Annotated in this window: 17 protein-coding genes and 1 pseudogene; 8 read left to right on the top strand and 10 right to left on the bottom strand. The window is 65.4% G+C overall.

The window, feature by feature from the left end; genetic code table 11:
• Window positions 1-79: 79 nt before the first annotated feature.
• Window positions 80-1,117 (bottom strand): MDR family NADP-dependent oxidoreductase, encoded by a 1,038-nt coding sequence (locus tag ABY44_RS33095; RefSeq protein WP_060170216.1) that lies wholly within the window; start codon window positions 1,115-1,117, stop codon window positions 80-82.
• Between the two features lie 269 nt (window positions 1,118-1,386).
• Here ABY44_RS33095 and ABY44_RS33090 point away from each other — a divergent pair, with 269 nt between their 5' ends.
• On the top strand, window positions 1,387-3,075 hold the full coding sequence (locus ABY44_RS33090) for an SgrR family transcriptional regulator (protein WP_060170214.1): 1,689 nt from the start codon (window positions 1,387-1,389) through the stop codon (window positions 3,073-3,075).
• A gap of 112 nt (window positions 3,076-3,187) precedes the next feature.
• Here the strand turns inward: ABY44_RS33090 and ABY44_RS33085 are convergent, their stop codons facing one another.
• A complete protein-coding gene (locus ABY44_RS33085) occupies window positions 3,188-3,568 on the bottom strand; it encodes a winged helix-turn-helix transcriptional regulator (protein WP_034196196.1) in 381 nt (126 codons plus the stop codon).
• A gap of 81 nt (window positions 3,569-3,649) precedes the next feature.
• Here ABY44_RS33085 and ABY44_RS33080 point away from each other — a divergent pair, with 81 nt between their 5' ends.
• Entirely contained in the window at window positions 3,650-4,276 is a 627-nt protein-coding gene (locus tag ABY44_RS33080; protein ID WP_060170212.1) for an NADPH-dependent F420 reductase, read from the top strand.
• Window positions 4,277-4,451: 175 nt separating this feature from the next.
• Here ABY44_RS33080 and ABY44_RS33075 read toward each other — a convergent pair whose 3' ends face one another.
• On the bottom strand, window positions 4,452-5,336 hold the full coding sequence (locus ABY44_RS33075; protein WP_060170210.1) for a LysR family transcriptional regulator: 885 nt from the start codon (window positions 5,334-5,336) through the stop codon (window positions 4,452-4,454).
• A 106-nt stretch (window positions 5,337-5,442) separates the two neighbouring features.
• On the opposite strand from ABY44_RS33075, the gene ABY44_RS33070 reads away from it, so the two are divergent.
• Window positions 5,443-6,051: a short chain dehydrogenase gene (locus ABY44_RS33070; RefSeq protein ID WP_060170208.1), complete on the top strand. Its 609-nt coding sequence runs from the start codon at window positions 5,443-5,445 to the stop codon at window positions 6,049-6,051.
• On the opposite strand, the gene ABY44_RS33065 is transcribed toward ABY44_RS33070, so the two are convergent.
• Window positions 6,045-6,524 carry an MFS transporter gene (locus tag ABY44_RS33065; RefSeq protein WP_060170206.1) on the bottom strand — a complete coding sequence of 160 codons (480 nt, stop codon included), beginning with the start codon at window positions 6,522-6,524 and terminating at the stop codon, window positions 6,045-6,047. The two genes, ABY44_RS33070 and ABY44_RS33065, sit on opposite strands and share 7 nt — an antisense overlap.
• A gap of 11 nt (window positions 6,525-6,535) precedes the next feature.
• On the opposite strand from ABY44_RS33065, the gene ABY44_RS33060 reads away from it, so the two are divergent.
• Window positions 6,536-6,709, top strand: a complete 174-nt coding sequence (locus ABY44_RS33060; protein ID WP_176114724.1) for a hypothetical protein — start codon at window positions 6,536-6,538, stop codon at window positions 6,707-6,709.
• Window positions 6,710-6,830: 121 nt separating this feature from the next.
• On the opposite strand, the gene ABY44_RS33055 is transcribed toward ABY44_RS33060, so the two are convergent.
• Window positions 6,831-7,754, bottom strand: coding sequence for a LysR family transcriptional regulator (locus tag ABY44_RS33055; protein ID WP_060170204.1), 924 nt, complete (start codon window positions 7,752-7,754; stop codon window positions 6,831-6,833).
• A gap of 67 nt (window positions 7,755-7,821) precedes the next feature.
• Here ABY44_RS33055 and ABY44_RS33050 point away from each other — a divergent pair, with 67 nt between their 5' ends.
• Window positions 7,822-8,439, top strand: coding sequence for a LysE family translocator (locus ABY44_RS33050; protein ID WP_059492539.1), 618 nt, complete (start codon window positions 7,822-7,824; stop codon window positions 8,437-8,439).
• Window positions 8,440-8,524: 85 nt separating this feature from the next.
• Here the strand turns inward: ABY44_RS33050 and ABY44_RS33045 are convergent, their stop codons facing one another.
• Window positions 8,525-9,157 carry an FMN-dependent NADH-azoreductase gene (locus ABY44_RS33045; RefSeq protein ID WP_060170202.1) on the bottom strand — a complete coding sequence of 211 codons (633 nt, stop codon included), beginning with the start codon at window positions 9,155-9,157 and terminating at the stop codon, window positions 8,525-8,527.
• A 132-nt stretch (window positions 9,158-9,289) separates the two neighbouring features.
• On the opposite strand from ABY44_RS33045, the gene ABY44_RS33040 reads away from it, so the two are divergent.
• Entirely contained in the window at window positions 9,290-10,168 is an 879-nt protein-coding gene (locus ABY44_RS33040) for a LysR substrate-binding domain-containing protein (protein WP_060170200.1), read from the top strand.
• Between the two features lie 20 nt (window positions 10,169-10,188).
• Here ABY44_RS33040 and ABY44_RS33035 read toward each other — a convergent pair whose 3' ends face one another.
• The gene (locus ABY44_RS33035; protein ID WP_060170198.1) at window positions 10,189-11,664 is read right to left on the bottom strand and encodes a coniferyl aldehyde dehydrogenase; all 1,476 of its coding nucleotides are present in this window, start codon (window positions 11,662-11,664) and stop codon (window positions 10,189-10,191) included.
• A 99-nt stretch (window positions 11,665-11,763) separates the two neighbouring features.
• Between ABY44_RS33035 and ABY44_RS33030 the strand changes: the two genes are divergently transcribed.
• Window positions 11,764-12,435 carry a TetR/AcrR family transcriptional regulator gene (locus tag ABY44_RS33030; RefSeq protein WP_060170197.1) on the top strand — a complete coding sequence of 224 codons (672 nt, stop codon included), beginning with the start codon at window positions 11,764-11,766 and terminating at the stop codon, window positions 12,433-12,435.
• Window positions 12,436-12,438: 3 nt separating this feature from the next.
• Here the strand turns inward: ABY44_RS33030 and ABY44_RS33025 are convergent, their stop codons facing one another.
• From ABY44_RS33025 to ABY44_RS33015, 3 genes are all read right to left on the bottom strand, one after another.
• A complete protein-coding gene (locus ABY44_RS33025) occupies window positions 12,439-12,948 on the bottom strand; it encodes a MerR family transcriptional regulator (protein ID WP_060170311.1) in 510 nt (169 codons plus the stop codon).
• A 127-nt stretch (window positions 12,949-13,075) separates the two neighbouring features.
• A complete protein-coding gene (locus tag ABY44_RS33020; protein WP_060170195.1) occupies window positions 13,076-14,320 on the bottom strand; it encodes a saccharopine dehydrogenase family protein in 1,245 nt (414 codons plus the stop codon).
• A 57-nt stretch (window positions 14,321-14,377) separates the two neighbouring features.
• Entirely contained in the window at window positions 14,378-15,295 is a 918-nt protein-coding gene (locus ABY44_RS33015) for an acetoacetate decarboxylase family protein (RefSeq protein ID WP_060170193.1), read from the bottom strand.
• A gap of 145 nt (window positions 15,296-15,440) precedes the next feature.
• On the opposite strand from ABY44_RS33015, the pseudogene ABY44_RS33010 reads away from it, so the two are divergent.
• Window positions 15,441-15,785: pseudogene (locus ABY44_RS33010) on the top strand (alpha/beta fold hydrolase); the annotation flags it as partial.
• Window positions 15,786-15,804: the final 19 nt, after the last annotated feature.

Here is a 15,804-nt window from a genome sequence, read left to right as displayed (position 1 = left end):
GAAGGTCGCTTACTGGAACGCAAGTCGAATGGTCGTGACAGATCGCAATGGCTTACCGTCCGCATCCCGCGGGCGAGAATCAGGACGCACCTTCGTCGTCGCTATCGACGCTGACAATGGCCTTGCCGAGATTGCCGCCCGAGAGCATCGCGAGAAACGCGTCGACGATGTTGTCGAAGCCCGTCGTGACGGTTTCGGGCGCAACGAGGTCGCGGCGCTGGAGGTGCGGGATCGCGAATGCCTCTAGTTCCTGCTGCAGGCTGGCGTAGTTCTTCACGAGAAAGCCCTGCAGCGTCAGGCTCTTGCCCACCGCGTCGAACAGATTGCGCGGCGCGGCGGGAGGCTGCAGCGCGCTGTACTGCGCGACCGCGCCGATCAGCGCCGCGCGCCCGTGGTCTTTCAGGACGGCGATGGCTGCCTCGAGCTGTTCGCCGCCGACGTTGTCCAGGTAGACGTCGACGCCTTCGGGAACCCTTTCGCGCAATTGCGCAGCGACTTGCCCGGGCCGGTAGACGAATGCGTCGGAATAGCCGAGGCCGTGCATCAGTTGCCGTGCCTTGCTTTCGTTGCTGGTGCTCCCGACGATCCGGCCCGCGCCGAGCAATTTCGCGAACTGGCCGGCCGCAGTGCCAACGCCGCCGGCCGCGGCGGACACATAAACGGATTCGCCGGGCTGCAGGCGGACGATGCGGGTCAGGGCGACCCAGGCAGTCAACCCGGTGCCGCCGAGGATGCTCAGCCACGCGGTGATCGGCACACACTCCGCGGGCCGGATCACCCGCAGCGCCTGCACCGGTACCTGGGCGTAGGTACGCCATCCCTGTCGATGGAATACCCAGTCGCCGGGCCGCAGCGCGGTGTCCGTGGAGCGCAGTACCCGGCCGATGGTCCGGCCTTCGAGCGGCGCATGCAGTGCCCAGTCGCCGTCCATACATTCGCGCATGTAGGGGTCGACTGAAAAATGCATGTTTCTCACCAGAGCTTCGCCGGGCGCCAATGGCGCCAGCGGCTGCCGGACGAAACGGAAATGCTCCCGCCGCGGTTCGCCGTGCGGACGTTCGACCTGATGAACCAGCGTATTGCGGGATGGAAGATATTCAAAATCCAATTCGCTCATTAACTATCCACGATGATTGATAAAGGCCGGGGTGTTGCCGTATTGAAGCAGCGATATTTACGCAATGGCGATCGAATCAATAATCCCGGGAATGGAAATTGACGTTCGATTCAGCTATTTTTTTACAAATCCACACAAATCGACAAAACGATGCATACCCGCTTCTGGCAAGGCTAGTTTGAATCGACTTGTTTTATACGCGTGTACATTCTGCACAACGGCAAGCACAATAAAAAACGGCAAATTTCGATTTTTTTGTTTCCTCTTTTATGCGACTGATCGACCGGTTTCATCGACTTAGCGAGTTTCTCGAAGAGCAGGGGAATCAGCCCGGCCTGCCGGCGCTGGCGCGCGCCCTGAACTGCACCGAACGCAACGTGCGGGGCCTGCTGCGCAAGATGGAAGCGCAAGGCTGGCTGCGCTGGGAGTCGGCGCGCGGCCGTGGCCACTTTTCGCGCCTGACTATCCTGGTGCCGCCGCAGCACGCGGTGCTCGACCGCCTGTCGGCCTTGCTGGCGGAAGGGGAACTGGAGCAGGCGTTTGCCAGCCTGGCAGACGAGCAGCGCCGACAGTTGCTGAAACGGCTGCCAGATTTCCTGGGCATCGATACGGAGGGTTCGCACAGCCACCGTCTGCGCATTCTCCTTTATCGGGCGGTGGATGAACTCGATCCCTATCGGGTGATCAGCCGGCTGGAAGCGCATCTGGTGCGGCAGATCTTTTCGCGACTGACCGAGTTCGACCGGCACACGCAGCGCGTCGCGCCGGCACTGGCGCATCACTGGGAATCGGAAGAGGACGGACTGGTTTGGCACTTCTGGCTCCGGCCGAACATCGTCTTCCACGACGGCACGCCGCTGGAACCGGAAGACGTGCGGTACACGCTGCTGCGCATGCGTGACGAGCCGAGCTATTTCCAGCGGCTATACCGTCATCTGCTCGACGTGGAAATCGGCGACGGCCGGCGAATCGTGTGCCGTCTGAGCGACGTCGATCATCTGTGGCCGCAGCGCCTCGCGGCGGCCAATGCCTCGATCGTGCCGCGGCACCGGAAGCCCGACTTCGCACGCATGCCGATCGGAACGGGGCCGTTCAGGCTGACGCGTCACAGCGAATACTGCATTACCCTGTCGGCCTTCGGCCATCATTACCGCGAGCGGGCCCTGCTCGACGAACTGGATCTCTGGTTTCCTCCCTCGACCGGCCTGGCGGACGGCTTCGACCTCCGCTTCGGCCACTCCGTTTCCCGCACGCAAGCCAACAAGGGCATCGTGCGGGTGCAGGCGGGCTGCACCTACGTGGTCTGCAACGCCACGCGCGACGGTTTTCGCCAGCGCGAACAGCGGCTCGCGCTGGCGGACTGGCTTGCGCCCGGCCGCCTGTTCGGGGCCGACGATCCCGCGCGACGGCCCGCGGCCGGCCTGTTACCGGCCTGGCAGCATCGCGTCGCGGCATCGGGCCCCGTGCCCTCCTTGCCCGCTCAAACAGAACTCACCCTGGTGACGGGGGAAACCCATGACGAACTCGCGCTGGCGCGCATCATCGAAGCCCGGCTGCGCGAGGCGGATATCCGGCTGCAGGTGATGGCGCTGCCTTATGCCGAGTTGATCCGGCGCGACTGGCTGGATGCGGCCGACCTGGTGCTGGGCAGCGAGATACTGCATGACGACGAGGATTTCGGATGCTACGAATGGTTTGCCGCCGACAGCATTTTTCGGCAGTGGATGCCGGCCGATGCGGTGCTTGAGCTGGATCGCGTGCTGCACGGGCTGCAGGCGCAAGCCGATGCGCGCGTGCGCATGACGGGCTACGAGGAGATCGGCCGGCAACTGGTCGAAGCGGGCTGGCTGATCCCGATCTCGCACGAGCATCAGCATATCGAGCTGGAGTCGCATGTTGCCGGTGTAGAGGCCGCCCCCCTGGGCTTCGTGCCGTTCGCAAATCTCTGGGTGCGGTGACGGCCTCCCCACGCGTCGGAAGACACGCGTGCGTCGCCCGTCTCGAGTGACCGCGCGAACAACGAGCACGCCAGCACATGAAAGGCTTGACCCAAACCCGAATCTCCTCCCTCTACTCCGCATGCTCACGATCGAACGCACGATTACTCGCCTCGATCGTCGCGAGCGCATTCTCCGCCCATGCCTTGAGATCGATGACGAGCGGAAGCAGCGTACCGGCCAGAGAACTCAGCGCGTACTCGACACGCAGCGGCAGCTCGTCGTAGACATTGCGCACCACCAGTCCGTCGCGCTCCATCGCGCGCAGCGTCTGGGTCAGCATCTTCTGCGAGACACCTTCCAGGCGGCGCTTGATGTCGCCAAAACGCATCGGCCCATCCTTCATCGCGACCATGGCCAGCACGGTCCACTTCTGCCCGATACGCGCGAGCACCGCGCGTGACGGACAGACTTTCAGGAACGCATCGGGCGGCAACTCGATCTTCTTCGTCATGGTTACCCTCGGGTACCTAATTGATTGCAGAAACCGGAATTGAAAGAATGATGCCACCCAATCAATCGTGAGGTGCATGCCATGAAGATCGCATTCCTGGGCGGTGGAAACTTTGGCGGGAATCTGGCCGAATTGCTGGTCGCGGCGGGACATGATGTGGTAGTCGGCTTGCGCAATCCCGCGAGGGCGCGCCCGGGCGCCCGGTACCGAATCGCGTCGCTGGAAGAGGCTGCGGCGCATGGTGATGTTGTCGTCATCGCCGTCCTCTATCAGGCGTGCGCCGAGGTACTTCCCTCCCTTGCGCATCAGCTGGCCGGCAAGATCGTTGTTGACGCAACGAATGCACTACAGGACGACTGGTCGCCACTTCCGCTGGGGGCCGACGGATCGGCAGCCGAGGCGATCGGCCACCTGCTGCCGGGCGCGCGTCTGGTGAAGTGCTTCAACACGGTGTTCGCCGACATCATGACGCCGGATCGCATCGATCGCGGTGGCCATGCCGTTACGGCATTCATCGCGGGCAACGACGTCCAGGCCAACACGACGGTCGCCGAGATCGCGGAAAGCGCGGGGTTCGCGCCCGTCGTGACCGGCCCCTTGAACAACGCCCGTTATCTCGAGGCGATGGCACACCTCAATATTCAGATCGCCGTAGGTCGGGGCGGCGGAACGAATGCCGGCTTCGTGTACCACCGCGTGCTCGTTTAGAAACCCGGGTGTTCAACTTCGACGCGGTCGCCAATGGAATCCCGGCCGCGCAGAAATGGCGCGGCGCCAGCGGGCGGCGATCGCTTCGGCTCACAAGTGTCACGCACCCGCAACACGTCGCTTCCTGTCGACATTCGATTCGCCACGAATCCCCGATCGCTACCTGCGTTCGACTTCAACGCCCCGCACCATGCTCGATCAAATGCTCGACGAAACGAGTCAGCTTCGGCAATGGTCGCCGATCGTGCCGATACACGACATGAACCGGATGCGGCGCCGGCAAGTACGCTTGCAACACCGGCACCAGCGCGCCCCTCGCCAGGTCGTGCGCCACCAGAACTTCAGGCTGCAGCAACAATCCCGCGCCCGCGATGGCGGCCATGCGCAGCCCGTTCCCGTCGTCGCACGTGAAGGCCGGATCCTGCGAAACCTGCGGCCCGTCCCACCCGCCGATCTTCCACCCGTTACGGCCGTTCCACACCGAGTGAGACAGGCAGTGATGCACGCCCAGATCCTGCGGCGTCTCCGGACGTCCATGCCGCGCGAGGTAACCGGGCGATGCGCAAATCACCATGCGATACATGGTCAACGGCTTTGCGATCAGATCGACGTCACCCAGTTCGCCAATTCGAACGGCGAGATCGAAACCCTCGTCCACCAGGTCGACGACGCGATTGCTCAACGCCAGCTCGATGCGCACGAGCGGATGCATCTGCTGGAACGTCGCGGCCAGCGGCGCGACGACGCATGCACCGAAGGTAATCGGCGCGCTGATCCGCAACGTGCCGGACGGCGACGCACGCAATCGCTCGACCGACGTCTCGGCGATCCGCACCTGTTCAAGCGCGCGCTTGGCATCTTCGTAGAACACGCGCCCCGCATCCGTCAGGCTCTGCCGTCGCGTGGTGCGCTCCAGCATGCGCGCGCCGAGGCGCTCTTCAAGTTCGCGCACGTACTTGCCGACCATGACCGCCGACATGCCAAGCCGCTGCGCCGCCTCGGTGAAGTTGCCCCCTTCCACGACGGCAACGAAGGTTTCCATTGAACGCAGCTTGTCCATATTGCGAACTGGCGATTAGTAGTGTCGGAAATTAGAGCACATTTATCTCAATATTGGTTCGAAGAACAATGGCTGCTCCAACCTGAAACCGAAAAGGAGTGGTTCCATGAAGATCGTTGTAATCGGCGCCGGCGGAGACGTCGGACGTGCCGTGGCAGATGAGCTTGCCCGTGACGGAAAACACGAAGTCGTTCGCGTGGGTCGCACCTCCGGTGACCATCAGGTCGACATCACCCGTGACGAGAGCGTGAGTGCGCTTTTCGAAAAGATCGGGCAAGTCGACGCAATCGTCGCCGCCGCGGGCAATGTCATCCTTGCCCCGATCGAGAAGATGACGGCGGCCGATTTCCACAAGGGATTGCAGGACAAGCTGCTGAGCCAGGTGCGTGTCGCACTGGTGGGCCAGCACTATCTGGTCGACGGCGGGTCGATCACGCTGACCTCGGGCATCGCGGTCGATGATCCGATGGCGCAAGGCGCCCATGCCGCCGCATCGAATGCCGGGATTGAAGGATTCGTGCGCGCAGCCGCGTGCGATTTTCCGCGCGGCATCCGGATCAACGTCGTGAGCCCGACGGTGCTGACGGAATCCATGGATCGGTTCGGTCCGTTTTTTCCCGGCTGCGAGAGCGTGCCGGCGGCACGTGTGGCCATGGCCTATCGACGCAGCGTGGAAGGCGTGCATAGCGGTCGCGTCTATCGGGTCGGTCATTGACGTTGAGGGCTCGCCCCGCGAGCCCGGATTCCTCGCGCCCCTGCCTGCCCCAGATTCCGCCACGCCATCACCGCACCGGCCACCAGCAACAGAACCGAAACGATCAACGCCCGCGCCATCCCGTGAACGAACGTCGCGCCGTCTGCCGCCCGAACGAAGAAACCAAACAGCGCGACGCCCAACACGCCGCCCACCTGCCGGGCCGTATTCAACAACCCGGACGCCACCCCTGACTGCGCGGCGCTCACCGCCGCGAGCGCCGCGTCCGTGATGGTCGGTATCGTCAGCGCGATGCCGCTGCCTGCCAGCAGCATCGGTATCGCGAGCAGCGCGTTGGAGTGCACGGCGATCGCCGGCCACATCGCGAGATACCCGACCGCGGAAATCGACAGGCCGGCCGTCGCCAGCGTGCGCGCACCGAGCCTGCCGGTGAGTCTGCCGGAAGCGATGCTCGTGGCCATCAGCACACCCATCGCCAGTGTTCATGGGCGACAACGATCCCGGGTTGCAGCGCCTGCCGTTCGACGGGGAACCGTACGCCCGGGATCTCTGGCTGGTCGTGCATGCCGACCTCAGACATGCACCGACGATTCGCGCGGCAATCGACTTCATCGTGGACGTGACGGGCAGGACGTTCGCGCCGGACGCCCGACCGTAGCGACGGCGACCACGGTCGCCCGATCGCGCTGGCCGAGCCGGCTGTCAGCGCGCCGCTTCAACGTCGGAAGCAGCCGGTCTCGCTCATCGTCGACCGCCCGTCCCCGGCATCCGCGCGCCGATCAGGCCACCGCCCTCAACCACGCAAGCACATCCGCCTGCGCACGGCCTGCCACCACCGGCTCCGGCGTCAATAGACAGTAATGCGAACCATCCTCGACGAACCCCATCGGCGCGACCAGCACGCCGCTTTCGATATCGTCGCGAACGAGATGCCACGGGCCGATGGCGACACCCAGCCCCGCAACCGCCGCCTGCAGGCTGAAGTAGAAATGGTCGAACACCTGCCCGCGCCCGCTCACGGCCGGCTGATGCGCGGCAACCGCCCATTCCTTCCATGCGTCCGGCCGTGTCCGCGTATGCAACTGCGGAACGTCCGTCTTCAACGAACGCTCGCCGCGACGAGCGGAAAACCACGCATCGACCTTGTCCGGCCGGCAAACCGGTCCCACCCGCTCCGCGAACAGACGCTCCGCGTGGTAACCCGCCGGCCACGCAAAGTCGTTGCGTCGAATCGCCATGTCGATGCCGCTGTCGAATGAAAACGGGCCACCCGCGGCCGCCAGGTGAACGTCGACGCCCGCATGTCGCGCCTGAAAATCCGGCCAGCGCGGAATCAGCCAGCGCATCAGAAGCGTCGGCTCGCACGACAGGACCCAGCGCCGCGCCCGGGCGGCCTCGGCGCGCAATTCCTGCGCGGCGTGACGCATCAGCCCCAGCCCGTCGTGGACCGCCTGCGCCAGCTTGCGGCCCGCGTCGGTCAGGAACACGCGCCGGCTGCGCCGCTGGAACAGCGCCACGCCCAGGTCGTCCTCGAGCAGCCGCACCGCGCGGCTGACCGCGCCATGGGTCAGGCACAGCTCGTCGGCAGCGCGGCTGAAATTTTCGTGACGCGCCGCCGCCTCGAAGCAACGCAGGGCCATCAGCGAAGGCAGGTTCGCACGTATCGATTGTGAATCCAGCTCACCATTCTGGTCAGAAATCATCGCTTTTCCGGCTGAAACATGACCCATAAGATTGCGCCATCAAGCCATCAATCGCAAGGACAGGACGATGACCGAATTGATAGTCGTAGTCACCATCACGTTGCTGGCCGTGATCAGCCCGGGCCCGGACTTCGCGATGGTCACGCGCAACAGCCTGATGCTGTCGCGCCGCTCGGGCGTGCTCACCGCGCTGGGTATCGGGCTGGGTGTGACGGTTCACGTGAGCTACACGCTGCTGGGCGTCGGCCTGCTGATCCGGCAATCGTTGTGGCTCTTCAATGCCGTCAAGCTGATCGGCGCAATCTATCTGGTCTACCTCGGCGTGAAGATGCTCATGACGAAGGCCGGCAACGGGCAGGCCGACGCGCCGGCCGCGCCGCTGTCGGACCTGGCCGCGCTGCGCACCGGCTTCCTGACCAATGCGCTGAACCCCAAGACCACGGTGTTCATCGTCAGCCTGTTCATGCAGGCCGTGCGGCCCGACACACCGTTGATCGTGCAGATCGGCTACGGTGCATTCATCGCGCTGGCGCACGCCGGCTGGTTCAGTCTGGTGGCCGTGTGCTTCTCCGCGACGGCCGTCCGCGATCGCCTGCTGTCGCTGCGGCACTGGATCGACCGCACCTTCGGATGCCTGCTCGTCGGCTTCGGCGTCGCGCTCGCCATCGCGCGCGGCGGGCGCTGATCCGGGCGTCCGCGCCGCACGCCGACACAAGCGCCGGGAGCACACCGCCGACGCGCCGGCGCACCGGATACGCTGCGCGGCAGCGTCAGAACCCGCGCGCGATCGATCGGGCTTCGTCGATCGCGCGGCTGCGATCGACCTTTCCGTCGGCACCGAACAACGTACGCTCGACGACGATGCCCGTGACGTCCGTCACGCCCACGAACCTGAGCCAGGTTTCCATGTACGGGCGCTGAAGATCGAACTCGGCGGCCGGCGTAAACGAACCCGGCGACTGATAACCGAGCCCGCGCGCGTAGACCACGGCCGCCTTTTTCCCGGCCAGCTTGCCGGTAAAGCCCGCGTCGTCGAACGTGAACAGCACGTCCTTCTGCGAGATCGCATCGATCAGGTGCTTGAGCTTGTACGGAATGCTGAAATTCCACAGCGGCACGCCGAACAGGAACTTGTCCGCTGCGTGGAACGGCGCTGCGAGCTGCTCGATCCGCTGCCATGCCGCCGCCTGCGACGGTGCCAACGCGGTACCGCTCAGCCCCGCATATTTCGCGGCCAGCGCGTCTTCGTCGAATTCGGGCATCGCCAGATCCCACACGTCGAGCTTCCGTATTTCATGATCGGGATGCGCGTGCCGGTACGCGTCGAGAAACGCATTGCACACTTCGATGGATGCGGAATATGCCTTGTTGGGTGAACCTTCGATATAGAGCACGCACGTCATGGAGCCGGTCCTTGCCAGGAGTGACGGCGACGCGCCGGATGCGCGGTCGCCCACTACGGTTCGCAGCGTATCGAGCCCGCTTATAATTTGGAAACGATATTAATTGATTGAATTAACCCGGATTTGTGATCAATGGAGAATCCTCTCGACACGGCGCTGCTTCAGACGTTCGTCGCCGTCGCCGACGTGCGGAGTTTCACCGGCGCCGGTCGCAGGCTGAATCTCAGCCAGTCCGCGGTCAGCGCCCAGATCGTTCGTCTCGAAGAACAGGTCGGCCAGGCGCTGCTCGTGCGCAATACGCGCAGCGTCACGCTCACCGCGCATGGCCAGACGCTGCTCGGTTACGCGCGCGCGATGCTCAATCTGAGTGGGGAAGCGAGGGCGCGGCTGGGAGCCGGCGACGCAGCCGATACCCGGCTGCGCATCGGCGCATCGGAGGATTTCGCGGAAGGCTGGCTGCCGGACGCGATGCGTCGCCACTCGGTCACGCGGCGCGGCTTGCGGCTGGATCTGACGGTCGACATCGGCGACAGCCTGTTTCGGCGGCATGCCGACGGCGAATTCGATCTCGTGATCGGCAGCCGGTGCGCGCACACGGATCAGGGCGCGACGCTGTGGCAAGAGCCGCTCGTCTGGGCATTTGCGCGCCACGAGCGGTTGCCGGAAGGCGAGGTGCCGCTCGCGTGCTTCCCCGATCCTTGCCCGTACCGGGGCGCCGCCCTCAAGGCACTCGCGCTGGCCGACCTGCGCTACCGGATCGCATGCGAAAGCCCGAGCGTCGCCGGCATCCGGACATGCGTGCGCGCCGGCATCGCCATCGCGCCGGTGCCGCGCAGCGCGATCGACGGCACGCTCCGGGAACTCGGCGTGGCCGACGGCTTGCCGGAACTGCCGGAAGTCGAATTCGTGCTGATGCATGACGCGCGGGTGCCGGCCGCGGTCGAATTCGCCGCGACGATCTTCGACGAAGCCGCCGTTCGCACGGGAGCGGGCAAGCGCACTACGCCCTAGCAGGCATCGTGCGGCCGCGTTCAGCGCTTGGCGCTCAATCCCGCGCGCACGCCCACCGGTTCCCGGCTCCGCCCGAGCAGCGCCGCCAGCGAGAGATCCGCGAGCTTGCCGAACGGCGCGCGCAGCAGGCTCGGCAGGTTCCAGCGCCCCTGCACGAACACGCCCTTCGCGTGGCTCATCGCGCGGAATCCCTCGATGCCGTGATACGCGCCCATCCCGCTCGGACCAACGCCACCGAACGGCAAGTCTTCCTGCGCGACATGCAGGAGCGTGTTGTTGATGCCGACATTGCCCGACGTGGTGCGCTTGAGCAGCGACTCGCAGTCGCCGTCCTGCGCACCGAAGTAATACAGCACGAGCGGACGCGGACGCGCATTCACGTAGTCGACGACTTCGTCGATCGTGCGATACGTGCGCACCGCCAGGATCGGCCCGAAGATTTCTTCCTGCATGACGGCCGTATCGTCGCCGGCGCCGACGATCAGCGTGGGGGCGAGCGTCCGCTTGCGGGTCGCCGCCTGCTGCGGGCTCACGCCCGCCTCGATCACGCGCGCGCCCTTGCTGCGCGCTTCGTCGACGAGCCCCTTCAGGCGGTCGTAATGCCGGTCGCTGACGATCGACGTGTAATCCGGGCTCGTCGGCCCGTCCGGATAGAAGCGCGCGACGGCCGCATCGTATTGCGTGACGAACGCGTCCAGGTCGTCTTCATGCACCAGCGCATAGTCGGGCGCCACGCAGGTCTGTCCGCCGTTCGACAGCTTGCCGAACACGATGCTCGACATCGTCCGGCCATCGACATGCCCCCGCGCGACGATCGCCGGGCTCTTGCCGCCGAGTTCGAGCGTCACCGGCACCAGGTTCTCGCTGGCCGCCTTCATGACCTTGCGGCCCACCTGCGTGCTTCCGGTGAACAGCAGATGGTCGAACGGCAGGCCGCTGAAGGCCGCGCCGACTTCCGGGCCGCCGAGCACGACCGCGACTTCTTCGCTCGGGAAGGTCTCCGCGAGCATCCGGCGCATCACCTCGCTGGTGCGCGGCGTCAGTTCCGACGGCTTGAGCATCGCGCGATTGCCCGCGGCCAGCGCGGTCGCCAGCGGAATGAAGGTAAGCGAGAACGGGTAATTCCACGGCGCCATCACGCCGATCACACCCAACGGCTGGTACTCCACGTGAGCCTGCCCGGCCCGATAGAAAATCCCGACGTGCCGGCGCTGCGGCTTCGTGAAGCGGCGCAGGTTGCGCGTCAGGTAGTCGATCGCCTGGATCACGCCGACCAGTTCCATGATCGCGGTCTCGTGCCGCGAGCGATTCCCGAAATCGGCGCTGATCGCCTCCTCCACTTCGCGGCGATACGCCAGCACCACGGCGCGCAGCCGCGCGAGCCGGGCCTTGCGCTGCGGCAAGGTCGGCGGCCCCTCGCTGACGAACGCGTTGCGCTGACGGGCCAGCAGCACCGCCGGGTCGAAGCTCGAGATGGATTCTGCGGAAACGGCCATGGTGCACCTCACGAGGTTGCGTCGATGTAGACACTGTCAACTTGCATGCGGCGGATCATAGGACCACAATGTGTCCCCTGTCAACATAGGAGCAACACGATGTCGTCGGATGAGGATGCGGACGCCGGGCAAAAGGCTTATCATCACGGGGATCTGCGTCGCGCGATCATCGAAACGGCGCTCGACACGCTGCAGGAGCAGCAGGGCTGGCAGTTCACGCTGCGCGAAATCGCGCGGCGCGCGAACGTCAGCCACTCCGCGCCGTACCGGCATTTCCCGGACAAGGCCGCGTTGCTGCACGAGCTCGCACTGATCGGCTTCGACCGCCTGCGCGACGAGCTCGCCGCGTCCATCGATCCCTCGGCGAGCGCACCGGACGTGCTGCTGGCCCTCGCGTATGCCCATCTCGCATTCGGGCAGCGCAACCCGGATCTCTATCGACTGATGTTTGCCGCGGATGCCGGGGAGCCCTCGGACATCCATCTCGATCCGCGCGTGCAGGCGCCTTTCCTGCTGGTCGTCGACATCCTGGAACACGGCCAGCGCGCCGGCACGATCCGCCCGCGCCCGGCGCTCGGTCAGGCGACCGCCTGCTGGGCGCATCTGCATGGCCTGACGATGCTGGCGATCGACCGGCGGCTGGTGCGCGAGAAGGTCGGCGATCACGCGATCGAAGATGCGCTAACAACCTTGCTGGACGGACTCATACTGCCCGCCAGCCCTGCGCGGGCAGCGAAGACGAAAACAGAAGCGAAAACGAAAGGGTCTTGACCCTCAACTTTGCTTGAAGGTTATGGTTCGCCTCGGCAGCGTATCGAGGTCATGGGTATGTGTACTGCCATCCGACAATCCGGCGGCAGCCTCGCCGCCCTCCGCCGCATTCCCCGGCGGGAGCCGCGACAGCAATCGTTTCGCATGGGTTGCACAATCGACCGACGCCGGTTTCGCCGCGATTTCGGCGATCAGCGACAAGTCCTGCGCCTTGCTGCGCGCCAGCCGCGCCTCCAGTGCCTCGATGTCCCGCACCTTGCGGTGCAGCGCCTCCAGCAACGAATCGCACGGCCACTGCGCGAGGCCGGCCGGAATCAGCGTGCGAATCTCGTCGAGACTGAAATCCGCCTTCTGCGCGGCCGTGATCAGATCGAGCACCGTCAACGCTTCCTGCGGATAGGAGCGGTAGCCGTTCGCTTCGCGCGCGACGAGCGTCAACAGACCGATGCGCTCGTAGAAGCGGATGCGCGAAGGCGTAAGGCCGGTGCGTTCCGCCAGTTCCCCGATCTTCATGTTCCGATACTCCTTCGCCGGATCGCATCCGGCCATCCGTCCCGTCGTGACTGCAGGTTGTCTCCTGAAATTGATTCGTTATCCGAGCTTTATCGGCTTCCTGTCGCAGGGCGAACGGCACGCACCGTCAAATCACGTCGAAACGCAGCCCCGCGTGGCGAACCAGGCGCTCGATGTAGCGCTCGTCGAACATCGTCGCGGGCGTCCAGAAGCCGCCGCCGCGGCCGGTCTTGACGCCGTCTCCGCCGTAATCCAGCGCGAGACCGATCGCGGCCTGGCCGAGCATCTTGCCGGTGGAGCCATAGCCCGGATCGCGGTCGCCGGTGACTTTCACGCGCAAGGTCCGCCCGTCGTCGGCACGACCGAAGAAACGCAAATCGTAACGGCCGGCCAGCTGGGCGGCCGCACTCGGCCCCTCGCCGGGCTTCGGCAGCAGGAAACGCTCCATCAGGCTGCGCACCGGCTTGATGAGGACACCGACCATGAACGCGCCGAGGCCGGCCACCATCGTCAGCGCCGTCAGGCGGCCCTTGAGGCCCGTGCCCGTCATCACCGCTTCGTCATACGTGAAGCGGCTGCCGTACGCGTTGCCGGCCAGCGCATTGGAACGATGCACGACACGCTCGTTGATCGCCGCCATCACGAATGGCGCGATCCATGCGTCGAAGTCGCGATCGAACGCCGCGGACCGCACCGCATGCTGGCGTACCGTGAAGCCGTGCCCCTTCGGGCACAGCGAATAAGGATCGAGCAGTTCCCTGCGCAACGCGGGATCGGCGGCCGCTTCGCGGACGACGTTGATCACGCTCGCCACCGTGCCGCCCGACGCGCCGCCCTTCAGTGTCCTGACGCGCATCTTCACCTGCGCGGCCGGCACGCCCCATCGCTGCCGCGCCTGCTGCTGCAGGAAGAACACGCCCATGTCCGACGGCACCGAATCGAAGCCGCAGCAATGGACGATGCGCGCGCCGGATTGCCGCGCCGCCGGCTCGTACCTGTCGATCATCCGTTTGATCCACTGCGTCTCGCCGGTGAGGTCGCAGTAGTCGGTGCCGGTTTCCGCGCAGACCCTGACCAGCGGCTCCCCGTAAAGCGCATAGGGGCCGACGGTGGACACGACCACGCGCGTCTGCGCGCAAAGTGCTCGAAGCTGCGCTTCGTCGGCCGCATCGGCAACGATGATCGGCACCGACTGCCCGGCCGCACCCAGCGTATCCCTGACCTGCCTGAGCTTCGCTTCGGAGCGGCCGGCGATGGCCCAGCGCAGCGTCTCGCCGGAGCCCAACAGGTACTCGGACAGGTAACGGGCCAGGATCTGCCCGACGAAACTGGTGGCGCCAAATACGACGAGATCGTAGGTCGGCCGGGTCATGGGCGGTTCCTCATGGGGGATTCCTTCGGCGCGGGGGTGCCGCGAACGGACGTGGCGTCAGCGTTGCTTTCCGGGTTCATCGAAGGCCTTCAGCGGGGTCGGCAGGTTCAGGACCAGTTGCGCGTCCTTCACCACGTCGAGACGCAGGATGGTGGACGCGCCCAGCCCGTCGAGCAGCTGGCTCAACGGGCCGCCGTGCCGCACGAGCTCGACGTTGCGCGGCAACAGGCGCTGGGCGAACGATAGCGCATTCGTCTGCACCGATGTCTGGTGCCATTCGCCGTCGATGCGATTGATCATCGTCGTCGAGCCCATGTGCGACTGCGATGCGACGTGGGTCAGTTCCGGCAGCGGCACGCTCAGGCTCAGGTCCGGCCGGCCACCCGGGCCGGCGATGCGTGCGCGGGCAGTGGCGCCGAGGTCCACGTCGATGTCGGCGAGCCACTTGGGCAACCGATAACCGTGCACGCCGCGCACTCGCGCGATTTCCGTGGTGACCGGCAACGCCAGCACGTGCGCGAAGAAGCTCCGGCGCCGCATCGAATCGATCAGCTCGCGCGCGTGCGACCCTGTCGCGCCGGGCCGGCGGATGACCACCGCGACGGACACTTCGTCATACGGATCGTTGTCGCACACCGAATACGAGAAGAAGGTCAACGCGACCAGCCCGTACCCGGGCAGCGCACGCAGCGGTTCGAGCGGCACCGGCAGCGTGGTCCGCAGGCGTTCGAGCGGCGCAAGGAACAGCAGCTGGATGCTGCTGGAACGGTAGTAGAAATTCGGCGCCCAGGTCGGGCCGACCCGCGAAGCGACCTGACGCTTCGGAATCCGACGGAAAAAATCGATGTTCCCCGCGGCGGGATCGCGCGCCACCTCATCGAGGTCGGGATTCATCCGGAACCGGTCGTAGTACCCGCCTTCGGGCACGTCGACCGTGTGCGGCCCGAATTCGACCTGTGTAAACCGCCTGTCCATGTTCGTCGCCTCTCGTCGATGATCGACCGTGGCAGGCAACACCCGAAGCCCGCTGACTCACCGCCGTCAGCAAGCACTCTAGGATTGAAGTCAACTTCAAGGTCAAGGACCGAAATAGAGGGGCGCGTCGGATCGCGTCGGGACGGCCGCCCCGTTCTACGGCTACAACCGCGATGGCGCCAGACCGTCGCAAGGCGTCATCCGGAACGGGTGGCGGCAGGGCATGATGGGCAGCGCGAAGGCCCACTATGACGGCATCGTCGCGTTCTCGCAGACCGACTTCACCGAACACCTGAAAAGCACCACGATTCCCGTTCTCGTGATGCATGGCGACGACGACCAGATCGTCCCGTATGCCGATTCCGGTCTCCTGTCGGCGAAGCTGGCGAGGAACAGCACGCTGAAGACGTACAAGGGCCTCCCGCACGGCATGCCCACGTCCAACGCCGACACGATCAACGCCGACCTGCTCGCGTTCATCCGCGGCTGAACACGGAAAGCGCCGACGC

Origin of the sequence: Burkholderia sp. ZZQ-2 (assembly GCF_050768715.1) — a bacterium.
Taxonomy (GTDB): Bacteria; Pseudomonadota; Gammaproteobacteria; order Burkholderiales; family Burkholderiaceae; genus Burkholderia; species Burkholderia cepacia.
Note: the sequence above shows the minus strand (reverse complement) of the source record. Positions and strands in the feature narration are given on the sequence as shown.